Origin of the sequence: Cycloclasticus sp., assembly GCF_019090545.1 — a bacterium.
In the GTDB taxonomy this organism is placed as follows: Bacteria; Pseudomonadota; Gammaproteobacteria; order Methylococcales; family Cycloclasticaceae; genus Cycloclasticus; species Cycloclasticus pugetii.
This window is the reverse complement of record NZ_JAHRVT010000030.1, coordinates 136,358-154,559: the sequence shown is the minus strand read 5'-3', so window position 1 is coordinate 154,559 and position 18,202 is coordinate 136,358. Positions and strand designations below refer to the sequence as shown.

Sequence of the window (18,202 nt, the reverse complement as noted above, 5' to 3'; positions counted from 1 at the left end):
CATAATGGCTTGTAGCGCCAATGATTTTTACACCCCTTTCATGAGCTGAGTGATACGGTTTTGCGCCTGGAAAAGCAGGTAAGAAAGAATGGTGAATGTTAATAATTTGATGCGGGTAATGGTCTATAAAGTTGGCGCTTAATATTTGCATATAACGAGCCAGCACAATAGTGTCTATTTGATGCTTGGCAAGTAAGTCAAGTTGCGCCTGTTCTTGCTGCTGCTTGTTGTCGGCAGTGATGGGTATGTGATGAAAAGCAATGCCTGCGTTTTCAGCAAGTGATTGATGGTTTTTGTGATTGCTGATGACCAGGGGGATCTCGACGTCCCACTCGCCGGATTGGTAGCGAGAAAGAATGTCGAACAAACAATGCCCATGCTGTGAAACAAACAGTGCAAGCCTAGGTTTAATGTCAGAAAATGCTATCTGCCAGTTCATATTAAGCGCCGAGCCAACTTCTTCCGAAAAGGTTTTTTGAATCTGTTCGCGGTCAATAGAAAAGTTTTCTAGTTGCCATTCAACACGCATAAAGAAGTGCTTATCTGCAGTATCGACATGTTGTTCTAAATCGACGATATTGCCATTATTCTTAGTAAGAAAATTGGTAACTTTTGCGATAATGCCAGCTTGATCAGGACATTCTGCTAATAAGATGGCGGTGGTTTGTTGGTTCAAAATAAGCCCTGTTTTAGCTGGTTTGTAAGTTAGGGGTGAAGTGCATCTGACCGAGCAATTGGTGTGTTTTTTGAATACGGTCTTGTAATGCAGAAGGGGTGTATTGTTTAGCGCTCACATGGCCCCATATAGGATTTGGCCAAGCGGCATCATGTTTATAACGAACAATATGATGAAGGTGCAATTGCGGGACCATGTTTCCTAATGCGGCGATATTCATCTTGTCAGCGGAAAAGGCTGCGCTTAACGCTTGGCTGAATTGTAAGGATTCATCTTGTAGTGTTTGTTGGTCCTGCTTATTGAGCTGAAATGCTTCGACAATGCCTGCTTGTCGGGGCACAAGAATGTACCAAGGGTAATTGGCGTCTTTGCTCAGTAAAAGTGCACACAAAGGAAAATCGCCTAGGTAATAACAATCTTCAGCAAGCCTTGGATGTAATTCAAAGTCCATGTTTATGGCTCCTCACGTTTCCAATGACCTGATTTTCCGCCCTTTTTTTCAAGCAAACGAACACCTTGAATAGTCATACCGCGGTCAACCGCTTTGCACATATCGTAAATTGTCAGTAAGGCTACCTGAGTAGCATTGAGGGCTTCCATTTCAACACCTGTTTTGCCCAATGTGGTGACGGTGGTTTGGCAAGCAATCAAGTTATTTTGCGTATCAGGTTCCAGTTTAATGTCCACATGGGTAATTGGTAAGGGGTGGCATAAGGGCACAAGGTCAGCTGTTTTTTTGCTGGCCATAATGCCAGCGATCCGTGCAATACCCAGCACATCGCCTTTTTTATTATCGCCGTTCATCACCCGTTGTAAGGTGGCAGCGCTCATTTCAATAAAGCCTTCAGTTACGGCTGTCCGGTCGGTATCGGCTTTGGCGCTAATATCGACCATATGAGCATCACCGGCGGTGTTAAAATGTGTGAGTTCAGACATAATCTAGTGGCTCGATTCGTTTGTTAACATGATAATATAATCAATTATGACACAATCAAATAGTCAGATGTATGAAGAAGCGATGTCTGTAAAAGTACTTTATTTTGCCAGTTTAAAAGAGCTGTTCGGGCGTAGCGAGCAACAGCTTAATATTGACGGCCTAAAAACGGTCGAAGATGTTTGGAAGCATGTGAGCAAGGGGTACGATGTATCCCAGCAGGTGCTGTATTCGGTTAATCATGAATATGCTCAAGCGGACTCGTTAGTACATGCTGGCGATGAAGTGGCTTTTTTTCCTCCAGTTACGGGTGGTTGAGAATGATTAAAATTATTCAAAAAGCGTTTGACCCTTGGCATGAGTTAGCAACCTTTCAGCGAGAAATGAAGCGAGAAGGTGAGTTTGGTGCTTGTGCTAATTTTATTGGAACGATGCGTGATATGAACGAGGGAGATGCCGTCAACGGAATGTTTCTTGAACATTATCCTGGAATGACCGAAAAACACTTGGAAAAGATCGTTCAATCGGCAAAAAAACAGTGGGACCTGCTGGAAACATTAGTTATTCATCGAGTAGGGGCGCTATTGCCAAATGATCCTATAGTCTTGGTGGCTGCTTGGTCGGTACATCGTAAAGATGCGTTTGAGGCGAGTCGTTTTATTATGGAAGATTTAAAAAGTAAGGCACCTTTTTGGAAAAAAGAGAACCTTAGTTCTACCGCTTTGCAGGCAGAAAAAAACCGCTGGGTTGAAAAAAACACCAGCGGTTATTGATCAGAACAAGCCGTTTAGAAGTTAGGCTTTTCTTCTATAGCGTTGTAACGAGCAACACTTTCTGTAATTTCTTTGGCGGCACCATCAACACCTTCCCATCCTTCAACTTTTACCCATTTATTCGCTTCTAAATCTTTATAGTGTTCAAAAAAGTGAGCGATTTGTTTTAAGGTAACCGGTGAGATATCTTCATAGGATTTAACATCATCATACAAGGGTGTCAGTTTTGATACAGGCACAGCCAATACTTTGGCATCTTCACCTGCTTCATCAGTCATCTTTAAAACACCAATAGGACGACAGCGAATAACCGAGCCATTCATCAAAGGAATGGGTGTAATAACGAGCACATCCACTGGGTCACCATCATCAGAAAGTGTATGCGGCACGTATCCATAGTTACATGGGTAATGCATGGCAGTGCCCATAAATCGGTCTACAAATAATGCGCCAGATTCTTTGTCGACTTCATATTTAATAGGATCAGAGTGAGAGGGTATTTCGATAATAACGTTAACGTCATGGGGTAGATCTTCCCCAGAAGGGACTAGGTTAAGGCTCATGTTTTTTCCTATGTTTTTATGTTGGATTGAATGTTGTGCCGCATTATACAGGGAGGATTTGATTTAATTAAGCTTTCTGCTTGCACCATACCAGTAGGCAGAGTAAAAAAGAGAAGGCGTGGTGTTTTTATGAAGCTAATCAACGGGAAATAGAATAATCATCAGGAGAAAACTATGGAGTTGAGTCACTTATTGCCCCCTATTATTGGGTGTTTTGGTTTGTATGCAGCGAAATATGTATATAGCTTGGTAATGAAGTACCCGGAAGGTGAGGGTGTTGTCGCAAAAATTGCTGAGCAAATTCATTTAGGCGCAATGGTTTTTATGAAGCGCGAATATAAAATGCTGGTTAATTTTGCGGCCGCTTTATTTGTTTTAACATTTATATTTTTAGGTTGGGCAACAGCACTTTGCTTCTTAGTGGGCGCGTTGGCCTCTGGTGCGGCTGGTTATATTGGTATGAATACAGCCACCAAAGCGAATGTTAGAACAACAACGGCCGCTCATACAGATGGCGCCGAAGCAGCTCTTTCAGTTGCTTTCTTTGGTGGTTCAATTATGGGGCTAGCGGTAGCCTCTCTTGGCCTAATGGGTTTAGGCTTGATGTATTTATTTTTTGGCAGTGACCCCGAAAGCTCACATGCTATACATGGTTTTGCGATGGGCGCCTCAGTTGTTGCGCTGTTTTCTCGTGTTGGTGGCGGTATTTTTACTAAAAGTGCAGATGTTGGTGCGGATTTGGTGGGGAAAATTGAAGCGGGCATACCAGAAGATGACCCGCGTAATCCGGGCGTGATAGCTGATAATGTTGGCGACAACGTGGGCGATGTTGCTGGCATGGGCTCAGATATTTTTGAATCATATTGCGGATCAATGATTGCGACCATTGCGATTGCATCAACGATGTCTGCTGTTTTGCTGTCAGAGCTGGGCGCACAGTCCAGTTTAATGTTTTTACCCTTGGCATTGGCCTCGATTGGTTTGCTTTGCTCAATAGGTGGTATTGTTATTGTTAAAAACAACGCTTCCAAGTCGCCAGAAAAAGCACTACGTATGGGAACTATGGGGGCATCTGCTTTATTTATTGTTGTGGCTTTGCTACTTATTTTGATGATGGATGTGAGTAATTATGTTTGGGTAGCGGTTTTGGCCGGTGCAGTAGGTGGTATGGTAATTGGCTTAGTGACAGAATATTACACTGCAGGAGCGCCGGTTAAACATATCGCTAAATCAGGCGAAACGGGCCCTGCAACCGTGATGATTACAGGCTTATCTGTTGGTATGCAATCAGTGGCTATTCCAGCATTTAGTATTTGTGGAGTGATTGCGGTTTCCAGCCACTTTGCTGGTTTATACGGTGTGGGTATTGCTGCGGTGGGCATGCTGGCGACTGTTGGCATAACTATGGCCATAGATGCTTATGGCCCCGTTGCAGATAACGCCGGTGGTATTGCTGAAATGGGGGGCTTGGGCGAGGAAACCCGTAAAATTACAGATTCGTTAGATGAACTGGGTAATACAACAGCAGCGATAGGTAAAGGCTTTGCTATTGGTGCAGCGGCATTAGCGGCCTTGGCGATTATTACTGCGTTTATAGAAACAGTATCGGTACATGTGCCAGATTTCTCTTTGCAGTTAAATGATCCGCAAGTATTAATTGGTTTATTTATTGGTGGGGTTATTCCGTTTGTTATTGCTGCATTGACGATGACAGCTGTCGGTGATGCGGCATTTGAGATGATTAAGGAAATTCGTCGCCAATTTAAAGAGATTGATGGATTATTAGAAGGAACAGCCGAGCCAGACACTGCTCGTTGTGTTGATATTGCAACAACAGCGGCACTTAAGAAAATGATTGTGCCCGGTGTGATTGCAGTGAGTGCACCTCCTTTGGTTGGTTTTTTTATAAGCGCCGAAGCCTTAGGTGGTATGTTATCAGGCGCATTACTGTGTTGCGTGTTGTTAGCATTGATGATGGCGAACGCCGGTGGAGCTTGGGATAATGCTAAAAAGTACGTTGAAAAAGGAAATTTAGGCGGTAAAGGTTCTGATACCCATACTGCCGTAGTGGTAGGTGATACGGTAGGCGACCCCTTTAAAGACACATCAGGCCCTTCAATGAATATATTGATTAATGTAATGGCGATTGTAAGTTTGGTTATTGCGCCGTTGCTCGGGTAGAGCGTAAAAGGGTATAAAAAAAGCGGCTTACATGCCGCTTTTTTTATATGTGAACTTCTTTATCAGGCCAAATAAAACCGATGGATCGTTGGGGCGCCTCTTCTTTTATTTCTATCGCGTGGCAGAGCATTTGTACACTGGATTGGTGAGCAAACATCACGCAGCTATTTCCGCCCATTTTGCCTTCAATTCTAATACCGTGGAAACTGACTTGAGAGAGTTTTAACACGTCAATTTGAATGCCACCTTGTAGAACGGCCACAATAGCTGGTTGTAGGCCTTCTTCAAGTGATTGTCGCCAAGATAGGGCTTCATCAGCAATGGCTTTCATTAACACACCGGCACTTCTAAACTCATTACTTTCTTGTAAGTTAGGGGTGTCATCCTCTGAAAGAGCGCATGAGTGTAGTTGAATTCACATTCTAAGTGCACAGTTTTAATTTTAAAGAAGACCTCATAAGGTGTTCTGAAGTTTAAACATTTTCCAGGCCGATAATTTAATTTATCAACAACTTGTTGCCTGTGGTTAATACAGGAAATACCTGAATCCATCACCTTAATTTCTAAGTCCATTTGTAGGGTTAAAACTTTTACTACTTGCTAGCTTCCAATTGTAGCTATATTCAGGAATATCAATTGAGGTCAGCAGTTGGCCTGGCAACACAGGTGGGTAAATTTCAGCAAAGGAAGACTCTGTTCCATTTACTGTACGGCGATAAATGGCCTTCGGGTTAAGGTTGTTAGGGTCGTCGAAGCCCATTGCACCGACAATTTCCAAAAAGCTATTTATAGTGGCATTATGATAGTTGGCGACACGAATGTGTTTTTCGGCAACGTTTACTGCTTTAGCTCGTATGGGGTCTTGGGTAGCGATGCCCGTTGGGCATGTGTTGGTATTGCAGCGTAAAGATTGTATGCAACCGAGAGAAAACAGCATTGCTCTAGCTGAATTACAGAGATCAGCACCAAGGGCTATCTTGGTGATGATATCAAAACCGCTTGCAACTTTTCCGCTGGCAATAATTTTTATTTTATCTTTTACACCAATCCCTATCAGGCAGTTATTTACAAAGACAAGTCCTTCGTTAAGGGGAGTACCAAGGCGGTCTGTATACTCGATTGGCGCGGCTCCCGTTCCACCTTCTGAACCGTCAACCGTAATGAAGTCGGGGGTGATGCCCAGTTCATTTATCGCTTTGCAAATACCTAGAAATTCAATCCTGTTGCCAATACAAAGCTTAAAACCTACAGGTTTTCCTGATATTTTTCGTAGATGCGCAATGAATTTGATTAATTCTTCGGGTGTTGAAAAGGCTGAATGTGCTGGCGGTGAAATTACATCTTTACCGGCCTCAACACCTCTGGTGCTGGCAATTTCTTCAGTAACCTTGGCGGCTGGAAGAACACCTCCGTGTGCCGGTTTGGCTCCTTGGGATAATTTTATCTCGATCATTTTTACTGAGGTATTAGCTGCGTTTTCTTTAAATAGCGCCTCATCAAAATTACCGTCGGCATCGCGACAGCCAAAATACCCAGTCCCTATTTGCCAGATAATATCACCACCTTCTGTTAGGTGGTAAGGGCTCAAGCCGCCCTCGCCAGTATTGTGTGCGAAGTTACCTTTCTTTGCCCCCGCATTAAGAGCGCGTAGTGCATTAGAACTAAGTGCACCGAAGCTCATGGCCGATACATTGAGTCGAGATGCAGAGTAGGGCTGTTCACAGGTATGTTCGCCAATTAATACGCGGGCATGATGTTCGCTAACTTTTTTAGGAGAAAGGGAATGGTTTGCACGATGGTAGCCATTTTCCATAACATCAAACTGTGTTCCAAAGGGCTGTGTGTCTTGTTCACCTTTGGAACGGGCGTAAACCAGGCCTCGAATTTCTCGGTTAAAAGGCCTGCCACTTTGGTTTGTTTCAATAAAGTACTGGCGTATTTCAGGCCCAATAAATTCCAGCGCATATCTGAGGTGCCCTATTACCGGATAGTTGTGGAGCACATTGTGTTTAGTAAGCGTGAGATCATATATACCGATAAGTATGAAGGGCACTAAGAAAACAAATAACCATAAAGCACTAGCCCAATACTGTGATGCAGCTATTGTGAGTAGCGGGCCCAAAATAGAGATTATGAAATAGAGTGTGCGTGCCATTAATATACCTTTGAATGAATTAGCTTAGTGCTTACTGACAGAAAAAAGGTGTGTTGCGCAGAATGATATGTCTAAATAATTTTTAGAGACTAGAATCAATTTCTTTTTTCCAGTTGCTCCATTGGGTATGGTCGCCCTTGAGTCCTAAAATGCCTTCGCGAATTTTTGAGATACCGAACCCCCATGCCTGTTTTAAATCAATATGCGGTGGCATAACTAGTTCTCCAGGGCTAACAACAGCGTCAATGATGAAAGGTGCGGGTGATGCTAGTGCTTGTTTAATAGCAGGGATTATTTGGTCCGCCTCGGTAACCCTGGTACCTTCTCCGCCGCAGATTCTGGCATACTCAGCAAAGTCAGGGTTAACAAGATCAGTAGCGGTATTGTTATACGGATAACCGGAGACTTCCATTTCCATTTTGACAAACCCTAATTGACTATTATTGAACACAATAATTTTAAGTGGCCAGTTGTATCGTACGGCTGTTAGAAAATCTTGCATGGCCATGCCGAATCCGCCATCACCACAAAATGCCCAGACCTGTCGTGTAGGGTTTAGCGCTATAGCGCCCAATGCGGAAGGCAGGCCAGAGCCTAAGGAGCTATGATTAAATGATCCGACCAAGCGCCTGTTTTTACTAAGGCGTGTTTGCCGGGCAACCCATACGGTACATTCACCAACATCGACGGCGAAAACAGCATCATTTGATGCTAGGTCACTGATAGCTTTGGCGAATAACTGAGGGTGTAATGGTTTTTCGGTTCTGGATAGAGCAGATTGCTTATCCATCAGTGCTAGCCAACGATCACGGCGCTCGAACTGTTTATTCAAAAAGGTGGTGTCAGTCTTATCTTCAATAAATGGCAATAATTCTGAGACAGTATCCTGAACAGTTCCCAGCAAGCTAATATCGACGGCCGCACGCCGACCAAGTCTTTCTACAGATTGGTCCACCTGAATAATTGTGGCGTTTTCTGGGAGAAACCATTCGTAAGGGAAGTCAGTGCCTAGCATTACTAACACGTCTGCATCTAGTACACTATGGTAACCCGCAGGATTTCCGATTAGGCCAGTCATGCCGGTTACATTGGGGTCATCGTAGTCAAAGATATCTTTACCTTTGAGAGTGTGAGTAATCGGCGCGTTTAATTTTTTCGCCAAGGTTATAATATTAGCCTTAGCGAGACGACAACCAGCTCCACAAAACAAACTAATTTTACTAGCAGAGTTTATTGCTTTAGCTGCCTTCTGTATTTCACTATCAGGTGGAAGTAGTCGTGACGGTATGGTCAGTAAGTTATGCCGCATTGTCATTGTTGGTACTGGTTGACTCGAAACATCAATCGGTAATTCAATGCGTACGACCTCACGGTCAATCAAAGCTTTTTGTACGGCTATTTGAGCTAGTCGTGGCATTTGTTCTGGTGAATGGATGATGGCTTGGAAACCACAGACATCATCAAACATTTTCTGTAGGTTTACTTCCTGATGATAGTTAGTGCCCATTTCCTTATGAGCAACTTGTCCAGTAATCGCAATGACCCCAGCAGATTCTCGTTTCGCGTTATAGAGGCCATTTATTAAGTGCAGTGCGCCGGGGCCAACTGTACCAGCACAAATACCAATGCCATCCGTTAGTATGGATTGACTGTAGGCTGCGTAAGCGGCATTTTCTTCATGCCTAACACCAATCCATTCAAACCGATTGTCGCCACGCATCGCTTCAAGAAAGGGGTTGAGTGCGTCACCAGTTACTCCAAATATTTGACGTGCTCCTACCTCAGCGAGTATATCTAGTAAAACTTCACATACATTCTTAGCGGCCATAGTGACTCCCAATTTTTTAGTCGTTTTTATGGATAGTGTTGTGACGAACAAGGCAAATCAGCGATACTCCAGCCAGAAGAAAGCCGATGGTGGAAAAAAGTGGATAGTACATATGGCAAGTGCCAAGGCTCCACAGCCTATAGTTAGAATCATATCTGACGGGTGATTGGAATCATCCCTTTTCGTCAGTTTTAGTAAGAGCTGGTCCAAGCTGTTACGTCCGCCACCACTAAACATCAAAGAGAGTAGCATAATTATAAATAGAAGTGGTAGCTTATAATTTCCATAGCCATAAGTGGTTGACATAGCCTTGCCATAAATCACTGAAAGTGCCCATTGAGATGGCCAATGCACAGATATTATGGCAACCACGACTATGACTATTAGGGATAAGGCCGTAAAACGAGTAAATAAGCCAAGCAGTAGCATCACTGAAAAAATTAACTCTCCCTGCATCGAAGCAGGTCAATTAATGTCTAAGGACAGTAAATACAATGAGAAAGGAAAGCCCACTTGTCATTCAGCCCAAGGTACTTCGCCAAAACAGTTTTTTTTCAAGAAGCTTCTCGGTTCCTGCTTGCCAAAACTCTCAAAAGTGGATAATACGGAGTAGGATCAGAGGGATATAATCCGCGGAAGATTTCAGCTCCCCCCGACTAAATAGTCGTATATTGAAATTATCTTTTTCATAAATTTATATCCTGAAAGGGTAAGTTCTTGAGTATGATATGGCTGTCATAAACTGTTATTTTGGTTAAAAGTAATCGTTACTTTTTATGCTGTTCTCGGCTGTGTTTTTTGTGATTTCTTTTTTTACTTTGGTGATTTAAATCTATCAGATTCCTGCGATGTCTACTTTTTTAACTTAGGTGTTGCACTTGGAATGTGAATTCAGCGTATTTGACCAATGCCTACGTTGACTACATTTGAACACCGTGCCGATGAGGGCTGGGCTTTAGGTTTTTATTTTTTGTAGTTCTATTCATCTTGTTTTCCAATGATTTGCTATAAGGATGAGTGTTAGCACTAACGTTGCTGATAGCTAGATAAGGAATATCGCGTTACTTGCCCTTACTTTGTAATCAGAGGACATCATTGGATGATAAAAATGGATATGCCACAAAGTTTAGTGCTTTTTTATTGCTATGGTGGCGTCTAAACCGTTTAATGATTTGTTCAGTGTGATGCCACTCTTTCAGTTGTTTGTATCGCACGCTAAAATGTTCACCCTTTAAGGATTAAATAATATGTTGGTATACCCACAAATAGACCCCGTTGCGATCAACCTCGGGCCGTTGGCTGTTCACTGGTACGGCCTTATGTACCTTGTTGGGTTTGTGGGGGCATGGTTGTTAGGTCGGTATAGGGCTAAAAAGGTGGGCTGGAGTGTTCAGCAAATTGATGACCTTATTTTTTACGCGGCGATGGGTGTGGTATTGGGTGGCCGTATTGGCTATGTGTTATTTTATAACTTCCCTGCTTTTATCGATAACCCTGTTATTTTGTTAAAAATATGGCAAGGCGGTATGTCTTTTCACGGGGGGTTATTGGGTGTGCTTGTTGCCATGTACCTGTTTGGCAAAAAATACCAGCATCACTTTTTTGAAGTGACTGACTTTATTGCCCCTTTGGTACCGATTGGTTTAGGGGCGGGACGAATTGGTAATTTTATTAATGGTGAGCTGTGGGGTAAACCGACTGATTTTGCGCTAGGTATGCTAGTGCCAGGGTTAGGTAATATGCCTAGGCACCCTTCACAATTGTATGAGTCGGTACTAGAAGGCTTTGTGCTATTTTTTATTTTATGGATTTATTCAAGCAAACCAAGAGCAAGGATGAGCGTGTCGGGCCTGTTTTTAATCGGTTACGGTGCCTTTAGGTTTGCGGTTGAGTTTGTCCGGCTGCCCGATGCGCATTTAGGCTACTTAGCATTTGGTTGGCTAACCATGGGGCAAATTTTGACCTTGCCAATGTTGCTGTTAGGAGCCGTCTTAATGCTGAAAGCAAAACAAAAAGGCTAAGTTAATGAAACAATATTTAGAGTTAATGCAAGATATCCTCGATAACGGGACAGATAAAGAAGATAGAACGGGAACTGGAACGCGGTCAGTGTTTGGTCGGCAGATGCGTTTTGACTTATCGAAAGGTTTTCCGTTGGTAACAACTAAAAAATTACACTTGCGATCTATTATTCATGAACTGTTATGGTTTTTAAATGGCGATACAAATACACGCTATTTGAAAGATCACGGGGTGAGTATTTGGGATGAATGGGCAGATGATAAGGGCGATTTAGGCCCAGTTTATGGTCACCAGTGGCGTTCTTGGCCAACTCCTTCTGGCGAGAATATTGACCAAATCAGTGAGGTGTTGGCGCAAATTAAAAACACCCCCGACTCTCGCCGAATGATAGTGAGTGCATGGAACGTGGGGCAGATACCGGATATGGCCTTACCACCATGCCATTTATTGTTTCAGTTTTATGTCGCTAATGAGAAACTGTCGTGTCAGTTGTACCAGCGCTCAGCTGATTTCTTTTTAGGGGTGCCGTTCAATATAGCCAGCTATGCCTTGTTAACCCATATGGTTGCTCAGCAAGCAAACTTAGAGGTTGGTGACTTTGTTTGGACAGGGGGAGATGTGCATCTCTACAGCAACCATTTTGAACAAGCAAATTTACAGCTATCACGTGATACTTTAGCGTTGCCTCAATTACAGATAGCAAGAAAGCCCGCCTCATTATTTGATTATCGGTATGAAGATTTTGAGATCATTGGTTATCAATCCCATGCCGGGATTAAAGCACCGGTCGCGATTTAATGATTTCTATGATTGTTGCAATGGCTGAAAACAGAGCCATTGGGAAAAATAATGAGCTGCTTTGGCACTTACCTAAAGATTTTCAGCATTTTAAGTCGGTCACCATGGGGAAGCCTATTTTAATGGGGCGTAAGACGTTTGAATCGATAGGAAAGGCATTACCGGGCAGAAAAAACATTGTTATTAGCCGTGATAATAACTTTACGGCTGAGGGTATTGTCATTGTTCATTCAATTACAGCAGCGTTAGAGGCGACGGAAGAATTTGATGATGTGATGGTCATTGGTGGCGCAAGTTTTTATGAGCAAATGTTACCGGTGACAGAGACATTATATTTAACGGTGGTCCATCAAGATTTTGAAGCAGATGCTTTTTTTCCTGAGATCAAAACCGAAGAATGGGAGGTCGTTGAGCAGGTTAAGCATGAAGCGGACGAAAAGCACGCTTACCCGTATTCATTTATAACCTATCGACGAATCTAATAAGGTTCTAATGAAGCGTCACAATCTAGCGAGATTATGCGCTCAGTTCCATCCAGTGTCATGGCGCTTAATTGGCCACCCCAAAGACAGCCAGAGTCTAAACAAAAGGCGTTGTTTTGTTTATTGAGGCCTAAAGTTGACCAGTGACCAAACACTATTTTTTCCTGGGCTGTTTGCCGCTTAGGTACTTCAAACCAAGGTATTAAGTGAGTCGGACTATCTGCTGGCGAACCTTTTTCTTTAAACTCTAAATGTCCCTGTTCATCGCAAAAACGCATTCGGGTAAAACAATTAATAATAAAGCGCAAACGTGCATGACCTGACAAGCTGTTATCCCAGTGGGTAGGCTTGTTACCGTACATACTTGCTAAAAAGGGATCGAATAAATCGTTCTGAAAGGCTGCTTCCAGCTCCTTTGCATATCGTTTAGCATCTTCAAGTGTCCATGGGGCAGGCAAGCCTGCGTGAATCATTGTATAGCCGAGTGTTTTGTCGTGATGTAAGAATGGAAGCGACCGAACCCAGTGAATAAGCTGGTCGGCATCGTGAGCCTCTAAAATATTAGCAAATGTATCTGTGCGATGTGCTTTCTTGTGACCACGTGCGGATGCTAAAAAATGGCACTCATGATTACCTAATACACTGTGGGCGCTGTCGCCTAGCGAGATGATAAAACGTAATGTTTCTAATGATTTGGGACCTCGATTGATGAGGTCGCCAGCAAACCATAGTTGATCTTTGTTAGGATCGAATTGAATTTTATCCAATAGCCGGCGAAGAGAATCATAACAACCTTGAACATCACCGATGGCGTAGGTTGTCATAACAGCGCCTTAGTGCAAGGTTCTTGGAGTGGATAAAGAAAAGGGCGCAATGGTAGCGGTGAACTTTTCGCCATCAGCATCTTGTAGATGATAACTGCCTTGCATCGCACCTACCGATGTTTCAATAACCGCACCGCTAGTATATTGAAAAGACTCGCCTGGTTGTAGGTGAGGCTTTTCGCCAACGACGCCTTCGCCATGCACTTCTTGAACTTTGCCATTAGCATCAGTGATAATCCAATGACGGCTCAAGAGTTGTGCCTCAATATTACCGGTATTTTTAATTGTTATAGAATACGCAAAGACGTAACGTGCTGCTTCTGGTTCAGATGAAGAGGCGATGTAAGTAGTGTCTACATCGACTTGAATCTTTTGACGTTTTATATCACTCATGGTTTTATAAATAATAGCGTTTGCCCAATGTGGGTGGTTGTTCATAATAAATTGGCCTTTACCTTCAAATATAAACAGTATCTGAAGTAAGATGGTCTTCAGCGATATTATCTAGGAAAACGTGAATTGAGAGTACATATTTTAGGTATTTGTGGCACCTTTATGGGCGGGCTTGCCGTTATGGCGAAACGTTTAGGCCATACCGTTACTGGTTCAGATGCAGGTGTTTACCCTCCCATGAGTACTCAGCTTGAAGCCGAAGGGATTGAGTTGATGCAGGGGTATAGTGCTGATAACTTAAGGGTAAAGCCAGATATTGTTGTGATAGGTAATGCACTGTCGCGAGGCAATGAAGAGGTTGAAGCGGTGTTGAACCTAAATCTGCCTTACACATCAGGTGCACAATGGTTGGCCGAACATGTATTGCAACATCATTGGGTGTTAGCTGTCGCTGGCACGCATGGCAAAACGACAACCAGTTCGATGTTAGCGTGGATCTTAGAGGACGCTGGTTTAAAACCAGGTTTTTTAATAGGTGGTGTGCCGCTAAATTTTGCTATATCTGCTAAGTTGGGAGAATCTGATTACTTTGTGATTGAAGCGGATGAATATGATACGGCCTTTTTTGATAAACGTTCGAAGTTTGTACATTACCGGCCAAAGACCTGTATTTTAAATAACCTTGAGTTTGACCATGCTGATATTTTTGATGACCTTGGTGCGATAAAACGCCAGTTTCATCATTTGGTAAGAACGGTGCCAAACAATGGGCTGTTGATTTCCCCTTCCGGTGATGAAAACTTAGACGAGGTGCTCATACAAGGTTGCTGGTCTCCGGTAGAAAAATTTGCTAAACAGTCATCAGCTAAAGCGACTTGGTTTGCCGATAACCTTGACGCAGGTGAAGGCGAGTTTGATGTGTATTATCAAGGTGATTTTATGGGGCGTGTGTGTTGGAGCTTAAGCGGGCAACACAATGTATCAAATGCCTTAGCTGCTATTGCAGGGGCAGCTCATGTGGGTGTTAAGCCGGCCACCGCAATTAAAGCGCTGGCGCGATTCCAAAACGTTAAACGTCGAATGGAAGTTCGAGCGGTTGTAAATAATATTACCTTGTACGATGATTTTGCCCATCACCCAACGGCCATTGCTAGCACCTTGGCGGGTTTGCGAGGAAAGGTTGCAGATCAACGGATAATAGCGGTGCTTGAACCACGATCCAACACTATGAAAATGGGCGTGCACAAAGAGACCTTGTTACCCTCGTTAGAGCAAGCAGACCTTGCTTTTGTTTTTATGCCGGATGAGATGGACTGGCAAATGGAGATGGGTAATTATCCCAATATTAGGCTTTTTAAAACCATTGATGATTTAGTGGCAGCCATCGTTAGTGTTGTGCAATCAAATGACCATGTGTTATTTATGAGCAATGGTAGTTTTAGCGGTATTCATCAAATAATTGAAGACAGATTAAATTCGTAACACGGCCATGCAAATTTCAACAAACAATGTCCCTATTTTCCCATTATCCGTAGCCCTTTTTCCAGAAGGGGTTTTGTCGCTAAGAATTTTTGAAACGCGATACCTCGATATGGTGAGCCGTTGTTTAAAACAAAATATGCCTTTTGGCGTTAATATGATTGAAGATGGTCATGAGGTAGGTGATGCAGCCAAGTGTTATGCAATAGGCACATTAGCTAAAATCATCAATTGGGATCAGTCAGCCGATGGCGTGCTGCAAATTGAGGCATTAGGTTGTCAACGATTCAGCATAGTAGATAGCCAAGTGTCTGATCAACAGTTAAGAACAGCTAGTATTAAAATTTTAGAGGAACCTGTGGGCGCAACGATTCCTGCTGAGTGCTCTGAGTTAATTACGATGTTACAAAGGATACTGAATAAGCATCAGCCCAATAACTCATTGGATGAAACAAGGTTTAAAGATGCAAACTGGGTAAGTTGCCGCCTAACAGAAGTATTTCCAATGGAAAATATTATGCGCCAACGATTGCTTGAAATAGACAATCCTACCGAGCGATTAGAGGTGATTTTGGGTTTGTTATCGGCTCATTAAATTGCCTTTGTTTATCGACTTGTAGAAGAGTTTTTATCTGCTATATTTTAAAGGTTAAAAAAATTTATGACCGGGTGGTTTTGGGTATGTGTGTGAAAACAAGGAGTAATGAAGGCAATGAGCGATCGAGAATATCTTGCTCGTTGTTTGGTTTGGATAGATTTTTTCAGGGGCAATATTTATGCTTGAATGCTTGCTCAAGCTCTAAAGCCATTGGTGAATTGCACGCACAAGATGAAAGCATGGGAGATTGAAATGGTGGCCGCTTATGAGAGCAATGCTAGATGGCCGGCTGTTAATCATGTGGGTCGTTGCCTAATAGCTGTACCTGTGCGCGCCAATCTGACCCCCTTTTTTGAGTGGCAGCAGTTTTCTGTCGGCTTACTACAAAAAGCAATTAATTAAAGGGGATAAGCTTGTTAAATACAGTGAAGCTTTCTTATCTCCCTGTCAGGTATCAATTTATCTTGTTAATGATGGTGATGGCGTCAGCACTGATTGTTTTTTATTCTGTGTTTGCCTATCAACATGAAAAGGCTGAGTATGCTAAAGAGTCAGTCAGCGAACTGAAAGCTATCACTCAGGTCTTAGAAAATGATTATGCTACCTTGGTATTGAATGGGGCTCCAAATTTGCGTGAGGAATTATTGCGCAAATGGCAACAGTTTCCTGTTCTTGAGCATGCCGACCTTGCGGGAGCTTCCGGGCAGACTATTTTGCATTATTCAAAATCTGCGCAAGCACATCAAAATATTCAACTTGTTGAGCCGGATACAATAAAAGCAGTCGACAACCTACTGTTATACAAAAGTATTGTAGTGTCTGGAGATGAGGAAGTAGGTGCTGTCACTTATGCCATTTCTACTGATAGTTCTGAAAAGCTTCTAATAGCGCTAAAGGAGTTGATTGTGATCTCAATTCCTATCGCGTTTGTTTTGGCTATTTTCTTGTCCATCTGGTTACAAAGTATTTTCGTCAAGCCGCTACAAGATTTAATGGAGGATATCAAAGACATTACACTTAAACAGGCTTATGCCAAGACAATCTTCGTCAATAAGGCAGATAGCAGTGAGTATGCTGAAATGGCCAAGCATTTTAATAGTTTATTGCAACGGATGAATGCAACGTTGAATGAGGTTGAGCAATCAAAAAAAGTGGCTCAGGAGCTGGCTTATTATGATGAATTAACAGGCCTTGCGAATAGACGGCTGTTAACAGAACACATGGAGTACATTCTCGATATTGCTATCAGAGAACACCGGCACGGTGCGTTACTGTTTATTGACTTAGACAACTTTAAAACACTGAATGATTCACGTGGTCATGCAGCTGGGGATGAACTATTAAAAAAAGTAGCCGCTAGTTTGAAGCATGTTTTTCGTGGGGTGGATACGATTGCTAGATTGGGTGGAGACGAGTTTGTTATTTTATCAGGCCAACTAGAAGATTCTGAAGAGGCGGTTATTAACCAAATTCATTCGTTAATGTTGAAGTTACGACATGTTTTAAGTGAAAAATTCATTATCCAAGGTGAAATTTATCACTTAACAGCGAGTATTGGCATTACCACATTCCCAAATATGGCCACGACCCCGGAAGGTTTAATGAAACAGGCTGATACTGCAATGTATCGTGCTAAAGAAGGTGGACGTGATGGTTATCGTTTTTACCAGCTTGAGATGCAAACAGATGCAGATGCTAAGCTGCAAATGGAGACGGACTTAAGACATGCTCTTAGTGCTAATGAGTTTAAATTATATTATCAACCGCAGGTAGATGAGTTTGGTCGAATTTTAGGGGCTGAGGCCTTGTTACGCTGGTTTAAAAAAGATGGAGAAATGGTGTCCCCGTCGGAGTTTATACCAATAGCTGAAATGACAGGTCTTATTTTACCGATTGGTGAGTGGGTTATAAAAGAAGCCTTCGGGCAATTGAAAAAATGGAAGCAAGCAGACATCGCTCCAGATTTTAGATTATCGATAAATATCAGCCCGTATCAATTTGATCAGGATAATTTTCTCGAGACCATAACAAGTTTATTGAATGAAACAGGTGTGTCTGCAAGTTATGTGACGTTGGAGATAACAGAAGGGATTACTGTTAAAGATATACACCTGACTATTGATAAAATGCATGCGTTGACAGATCTCGGCTTTAAAATCTCGATGGATGATTTTGGCACGGGGTATTCGTCGCTGATGTATTTGAAGAAGCTGCCGCTGAGTGAATTAAAAGTCGATCAGTCATTCGTTCGAGATTTGCACGTCGATCAATCGGATGCGGAAATTGCCGCTACGATTATTGCGATGGCTAAAAGTTTGAGCTTGGATGTGGTTGCCGAGGGTGTTGAAAAGGAAAGCCAATTGAGTTTTTTAACCTATCACGGGTGTTCTGTTTTTCAAGGGTATTATTTTCACAAACCAATGCCAGCAAAAGAGATGGATGATTTATTATTTAGAAATGTGGTTGTTTTATAAAGGCTGACAAGCAATGGGTTGG

The 18,202-nt window shown here is 42.7% G+C and carries 20 protein-coding genes; 10 read left to right on the top strand and 10 right to left on the bottom strand.

The genetic code is table 11. The annotated features are described in order from the left end of the window. The 3 genes from purU to moaC all read right to left on the bottom strand — a co-directional run. Positions 1 to 676 (bottom strand): formyltetrahydrofolate deformylase (purU, locus tag KUG63_RS07405; RefSeq protein ID WP_287554563.1); only part of this gene is annotated, 676 nt, incomplete at its 3' end. 13 nt (positions 677 to 689) lie between these two features. Next, entirely contained in the window at positions 690 to 1,127 is a 438-nt protein-coding gene (locus KUG63_RS07400) for an HIT domain-containing protein (protein WP_016390530.1), read from the bottom strand. A 2-nt stretch (positions 1,128 to 1,129) separates the two neighbouring features. Continuing rightward, positions 1,130 to 1,612: a cyclic pyranopterin monophosphate synthase MoaC gene (gene moaC, locus KUG63_RS07395; protein ID WP_020932093.1), complete on the bottom strand. Its 483-nt coding sequence runs from the start codon at positions 1,610 to 1,612 to the stop codon at positions 1,130 to 1,132. A 46-nt stretch (positions 1,613 to 1,658) separates the two neighbouring features. On the opposite strand from moaC, the gene moaD reads away from it, so the two are divergent. Both moaD and KUG63_RS07385 read left to right on the top strand, forming a co-directional pair. Continuing rightward, a complete protein-coding gene (moaD, locus tag KUG63_RS07390; RefSeq protein WP_020932094.1) occupies positions 1,659 to 1,928 on the top strand; it encodes a molybdopterin converting factor subunit 1 in 270 nt (89 codons plus the stop codon). A gap of 2 nt (positions 1,929 to 1,930) precedes the next feature. Beyond that, on the top strand, positions 1,931 to 2,383 hold the full coding sequence (locus KUG63_RS07385; RefSeq protein WP_016390531.1) for a molybdenum cofactor biosynthesis protein MoaE: 453 nt from the start codon (positions 1,931 to 1,933) through the stop codon (positions 2,381 to 2,383). 14 nt (positions 2,384 to 2,397) lie between these two features. Here KUG63_RS07385 and ppa read toward each other — a convergent pair whose 3' ends face one another. Further along, entirely contained in the window at positions 2,398 to 2,946 is a 549-nt protein-coding gene (gene ppa / locus KUG63_RS07380) for an inorganic diphosphatase (protein ID WP_015006689.1), read from the bottom strand. 174 nt (positions 2,947 to 3,120) lie between these two features. Here ppa and KUG63_RS07375 point away from each other — a divergent pair, with 174 nt between their 5' ends. After that, positions 3,121 to 5,127: a sodium-translocating pyrophosphatase gene (locus tag KUG63_RS07375; RefSeq protein ID WP_015006688.1), complete on the top strand. Its 2,007-nt coding sequence runs from the start codon at positions 3,121 to 3,123 to the stop codon at positions 5,125 to 5,127. Positions 5,128 to 5,170: 43 nt separating this feature from the next. Here the strand turns inward: KUG63_RS07375 and KUG63_RS07370 are convergent, their stop codons facing one another. From KUG63_RS07370 to KUG63_RS11885, 4 genes are all read right to left on the bottom strand, one after another. Beyond that, entirely contained in the window at positions 5,171 to 5,458 is a 288-nt protein-coding gene (locus tag KUG63_RS07370) for a hypothetical protein (protein ID WP_223253217.1), read from the bottom strand. Positions 5,459 to 5,683: 225 nt separating this feature from the next. Then, positions 5,684 to 7,282 (bottom strand): FMN-binding glutamate synthase family protein, encoded by a 1,599-nt coding sequence (locus KUG63_RS07365; protein WP_020932097.1) that lies wholly within the window; start codon positions 7,280 to 7,282, stop codon positions 5,684 to 5,686. 82 nt (positions 7,283 to 7,364) lie between these two features. Continuing rightward, positions 7,365 to 9,110: a thiamine pyrophosphate-dependent enzyme gene (locus KUG63_RS07360; protein WP_020932098.1), complete on the bottom strand. Its 1,746-nt coding sequence runs from the start codon at positions 9,108 to 9,110 to the stop codon at positions 7,365 to 7,367. A 57-nt stretch (positions 9,111 to 9,167) separates the two neighbouring features. Continuing rightward, positions 9,168 to 9,566, bottom strand: coding sequence for a DoxX family protein (locus KUG63_RS11885; RefSeq protein ID WP_081651233.1), 399 nt, complete (start codon positions 9,564 to 9,566; stop codon positions 9,168 to 9,170). A gap of 791 nt (positions 9,567 to 10,357) precedes the next feature. On the opposite strand from KUG63_RS11885, the gene lgt reads away from it, so the two are divergent. The 3 genes from lgt to KUG63_RS07345 are packed head-to-tail and all read left to right on the top strand — an operon-like array spanning position 10,358 to position 12,412. Continuing rightward, positions 10,358 to 11,131 carry a prolipoprotein diacylglyceryl transferase gene (lgt, locus tag KUG63_RS07355; RefSeq protein ID WP_016390535.1) on the top strand — a complete coding sequence of 258 codons (774 nt, stop codon included), beginning with the start codon at positions 10,358 to 10,360 and terminating at the stop codon, positions 11,129 to 11,131. A 4-nt stretch (positions 11,132 to 11,135) separates the two neighbouring features. Beyond that, positions 11,136 to 11,930 (top strand): thymidylate synthase, encoded by a 795-nt coding sequence (gene thyA, locus KUG63_RS07350; RefSeq protein WP_073023108.1) that lies wholly within the window; start codon positions 11,136 to 11,138, stop codon positions 11,928 to 11,930. Then, entirely contained in the window at positions 11,930 to 12,412 is a 483-nt protein-coding gene (locus KUG63_RS07345) for a dihydrofolate reductase (RefSeq protein ID WP_287554558.1), read from the top strand. Before thyA ends, KUG63_RS07345 begins: the two co-directional genes overlap by 1 nt. On the opposite strand, the gene KUG63_RS07340 is transcribed toward KUG63_RS07345, so the two are convergent. Both KUG63_RS07340 and apaG read right to left on the bottom strand, forming a co-directional pair. Then, entirely contained in the window at positions 12,409 to 13,236 is an 828-nt protein-coding gene (locus KUG63_RS07340) for a symmetrical bis(5'-nucleosyl)-tetraphosphatase (RefSeq protein ID WP_287554556.1), read from the bottom strand. The genes KUG63_RS07345 and KUG63_RS07340 overlap by 4 nt on opposite strands. A gap of 9 nt (positions 13,237 to 13,245) precedes the next feature. Then, positions 13,246 to 13,629 (bottom strand): Co2+/Mg2+ efflux protein ApaG, encoded by a 384-nt coding sequence (gene apaG / locus KUG63_RS07335; RefSeq protein ID WP_015006679.1) that lies wholly within the window; start codon positions 13,627 to 13,629, stop codon positions 13,246 to 13,248. A 126-nt stretch (positions 13,630 to 13,755) separates the two neighbouring features. Here apaG and mpl point away from each other — a divergent pair, with 126 nt between their 5' ends. From mpl to KUG63_RS07315, 4 genes are all read left to right on the top strand, one after another. Further along, complete coding sequence (gene mpl / locus KUG63_RS07330; RefSeq protein ID WP_015006678.1) at positions 13,756 to 15,111, top strand: UDP-N-acetylmuramate:L-alanyl-gamma-D-glutamyl-meso-diaminopimelate ligase; 1,356 nt, start codon at positions 13,756 to 13,758, stop codon at positions 15,109 to 15,111. A gap of 7 nt (positions 15,112 to 15,118) precedes the next feature. Next, positions 15,119 to 15,703 carry an LON peptidase substrate-binding domain-containing protein gene (locus KUG63_RS07325; protein ID WP_020932102.1) on the top strand — a complete coding sequence of 195 codons (585 nt, stop codon included), beginning with the start codon at positions 15,119 to 15,121 and terminating at the stop codon, positions 15,701 to 15,703. A gap of 234 nt (positions 15,704 to 15,937) precedes the next feature. Then, positions 15,938 to 16,108: a hypothetical protein gene (locus KUG63_RS07320; RefSeq protein WP_020932103.1), complete on the top strand. Its 171-nt coding sequence runs from the start codon at positions 15,938 to 15,940 to the stop codon at positions 16,106 to 16,108. 11 nt (positions 16,109 to 16,119) lie between these two features. Beyond that, positions 16,120 to 18,180: a bifunctional diguanylate cyclase/phosphodiesterase gene (locus KUG63_RS07315; RefSeq protein WP_041932877.1), complete on the top strand. Its 2,061-nt coding sequence runs from the start codon at positions 16,120 to 16,122 to the stop codon at positions 18,178 to 18,180. The last annotated feature ends 22 nt before the right edge of the window (positions 18,181 to 18,202 follow it).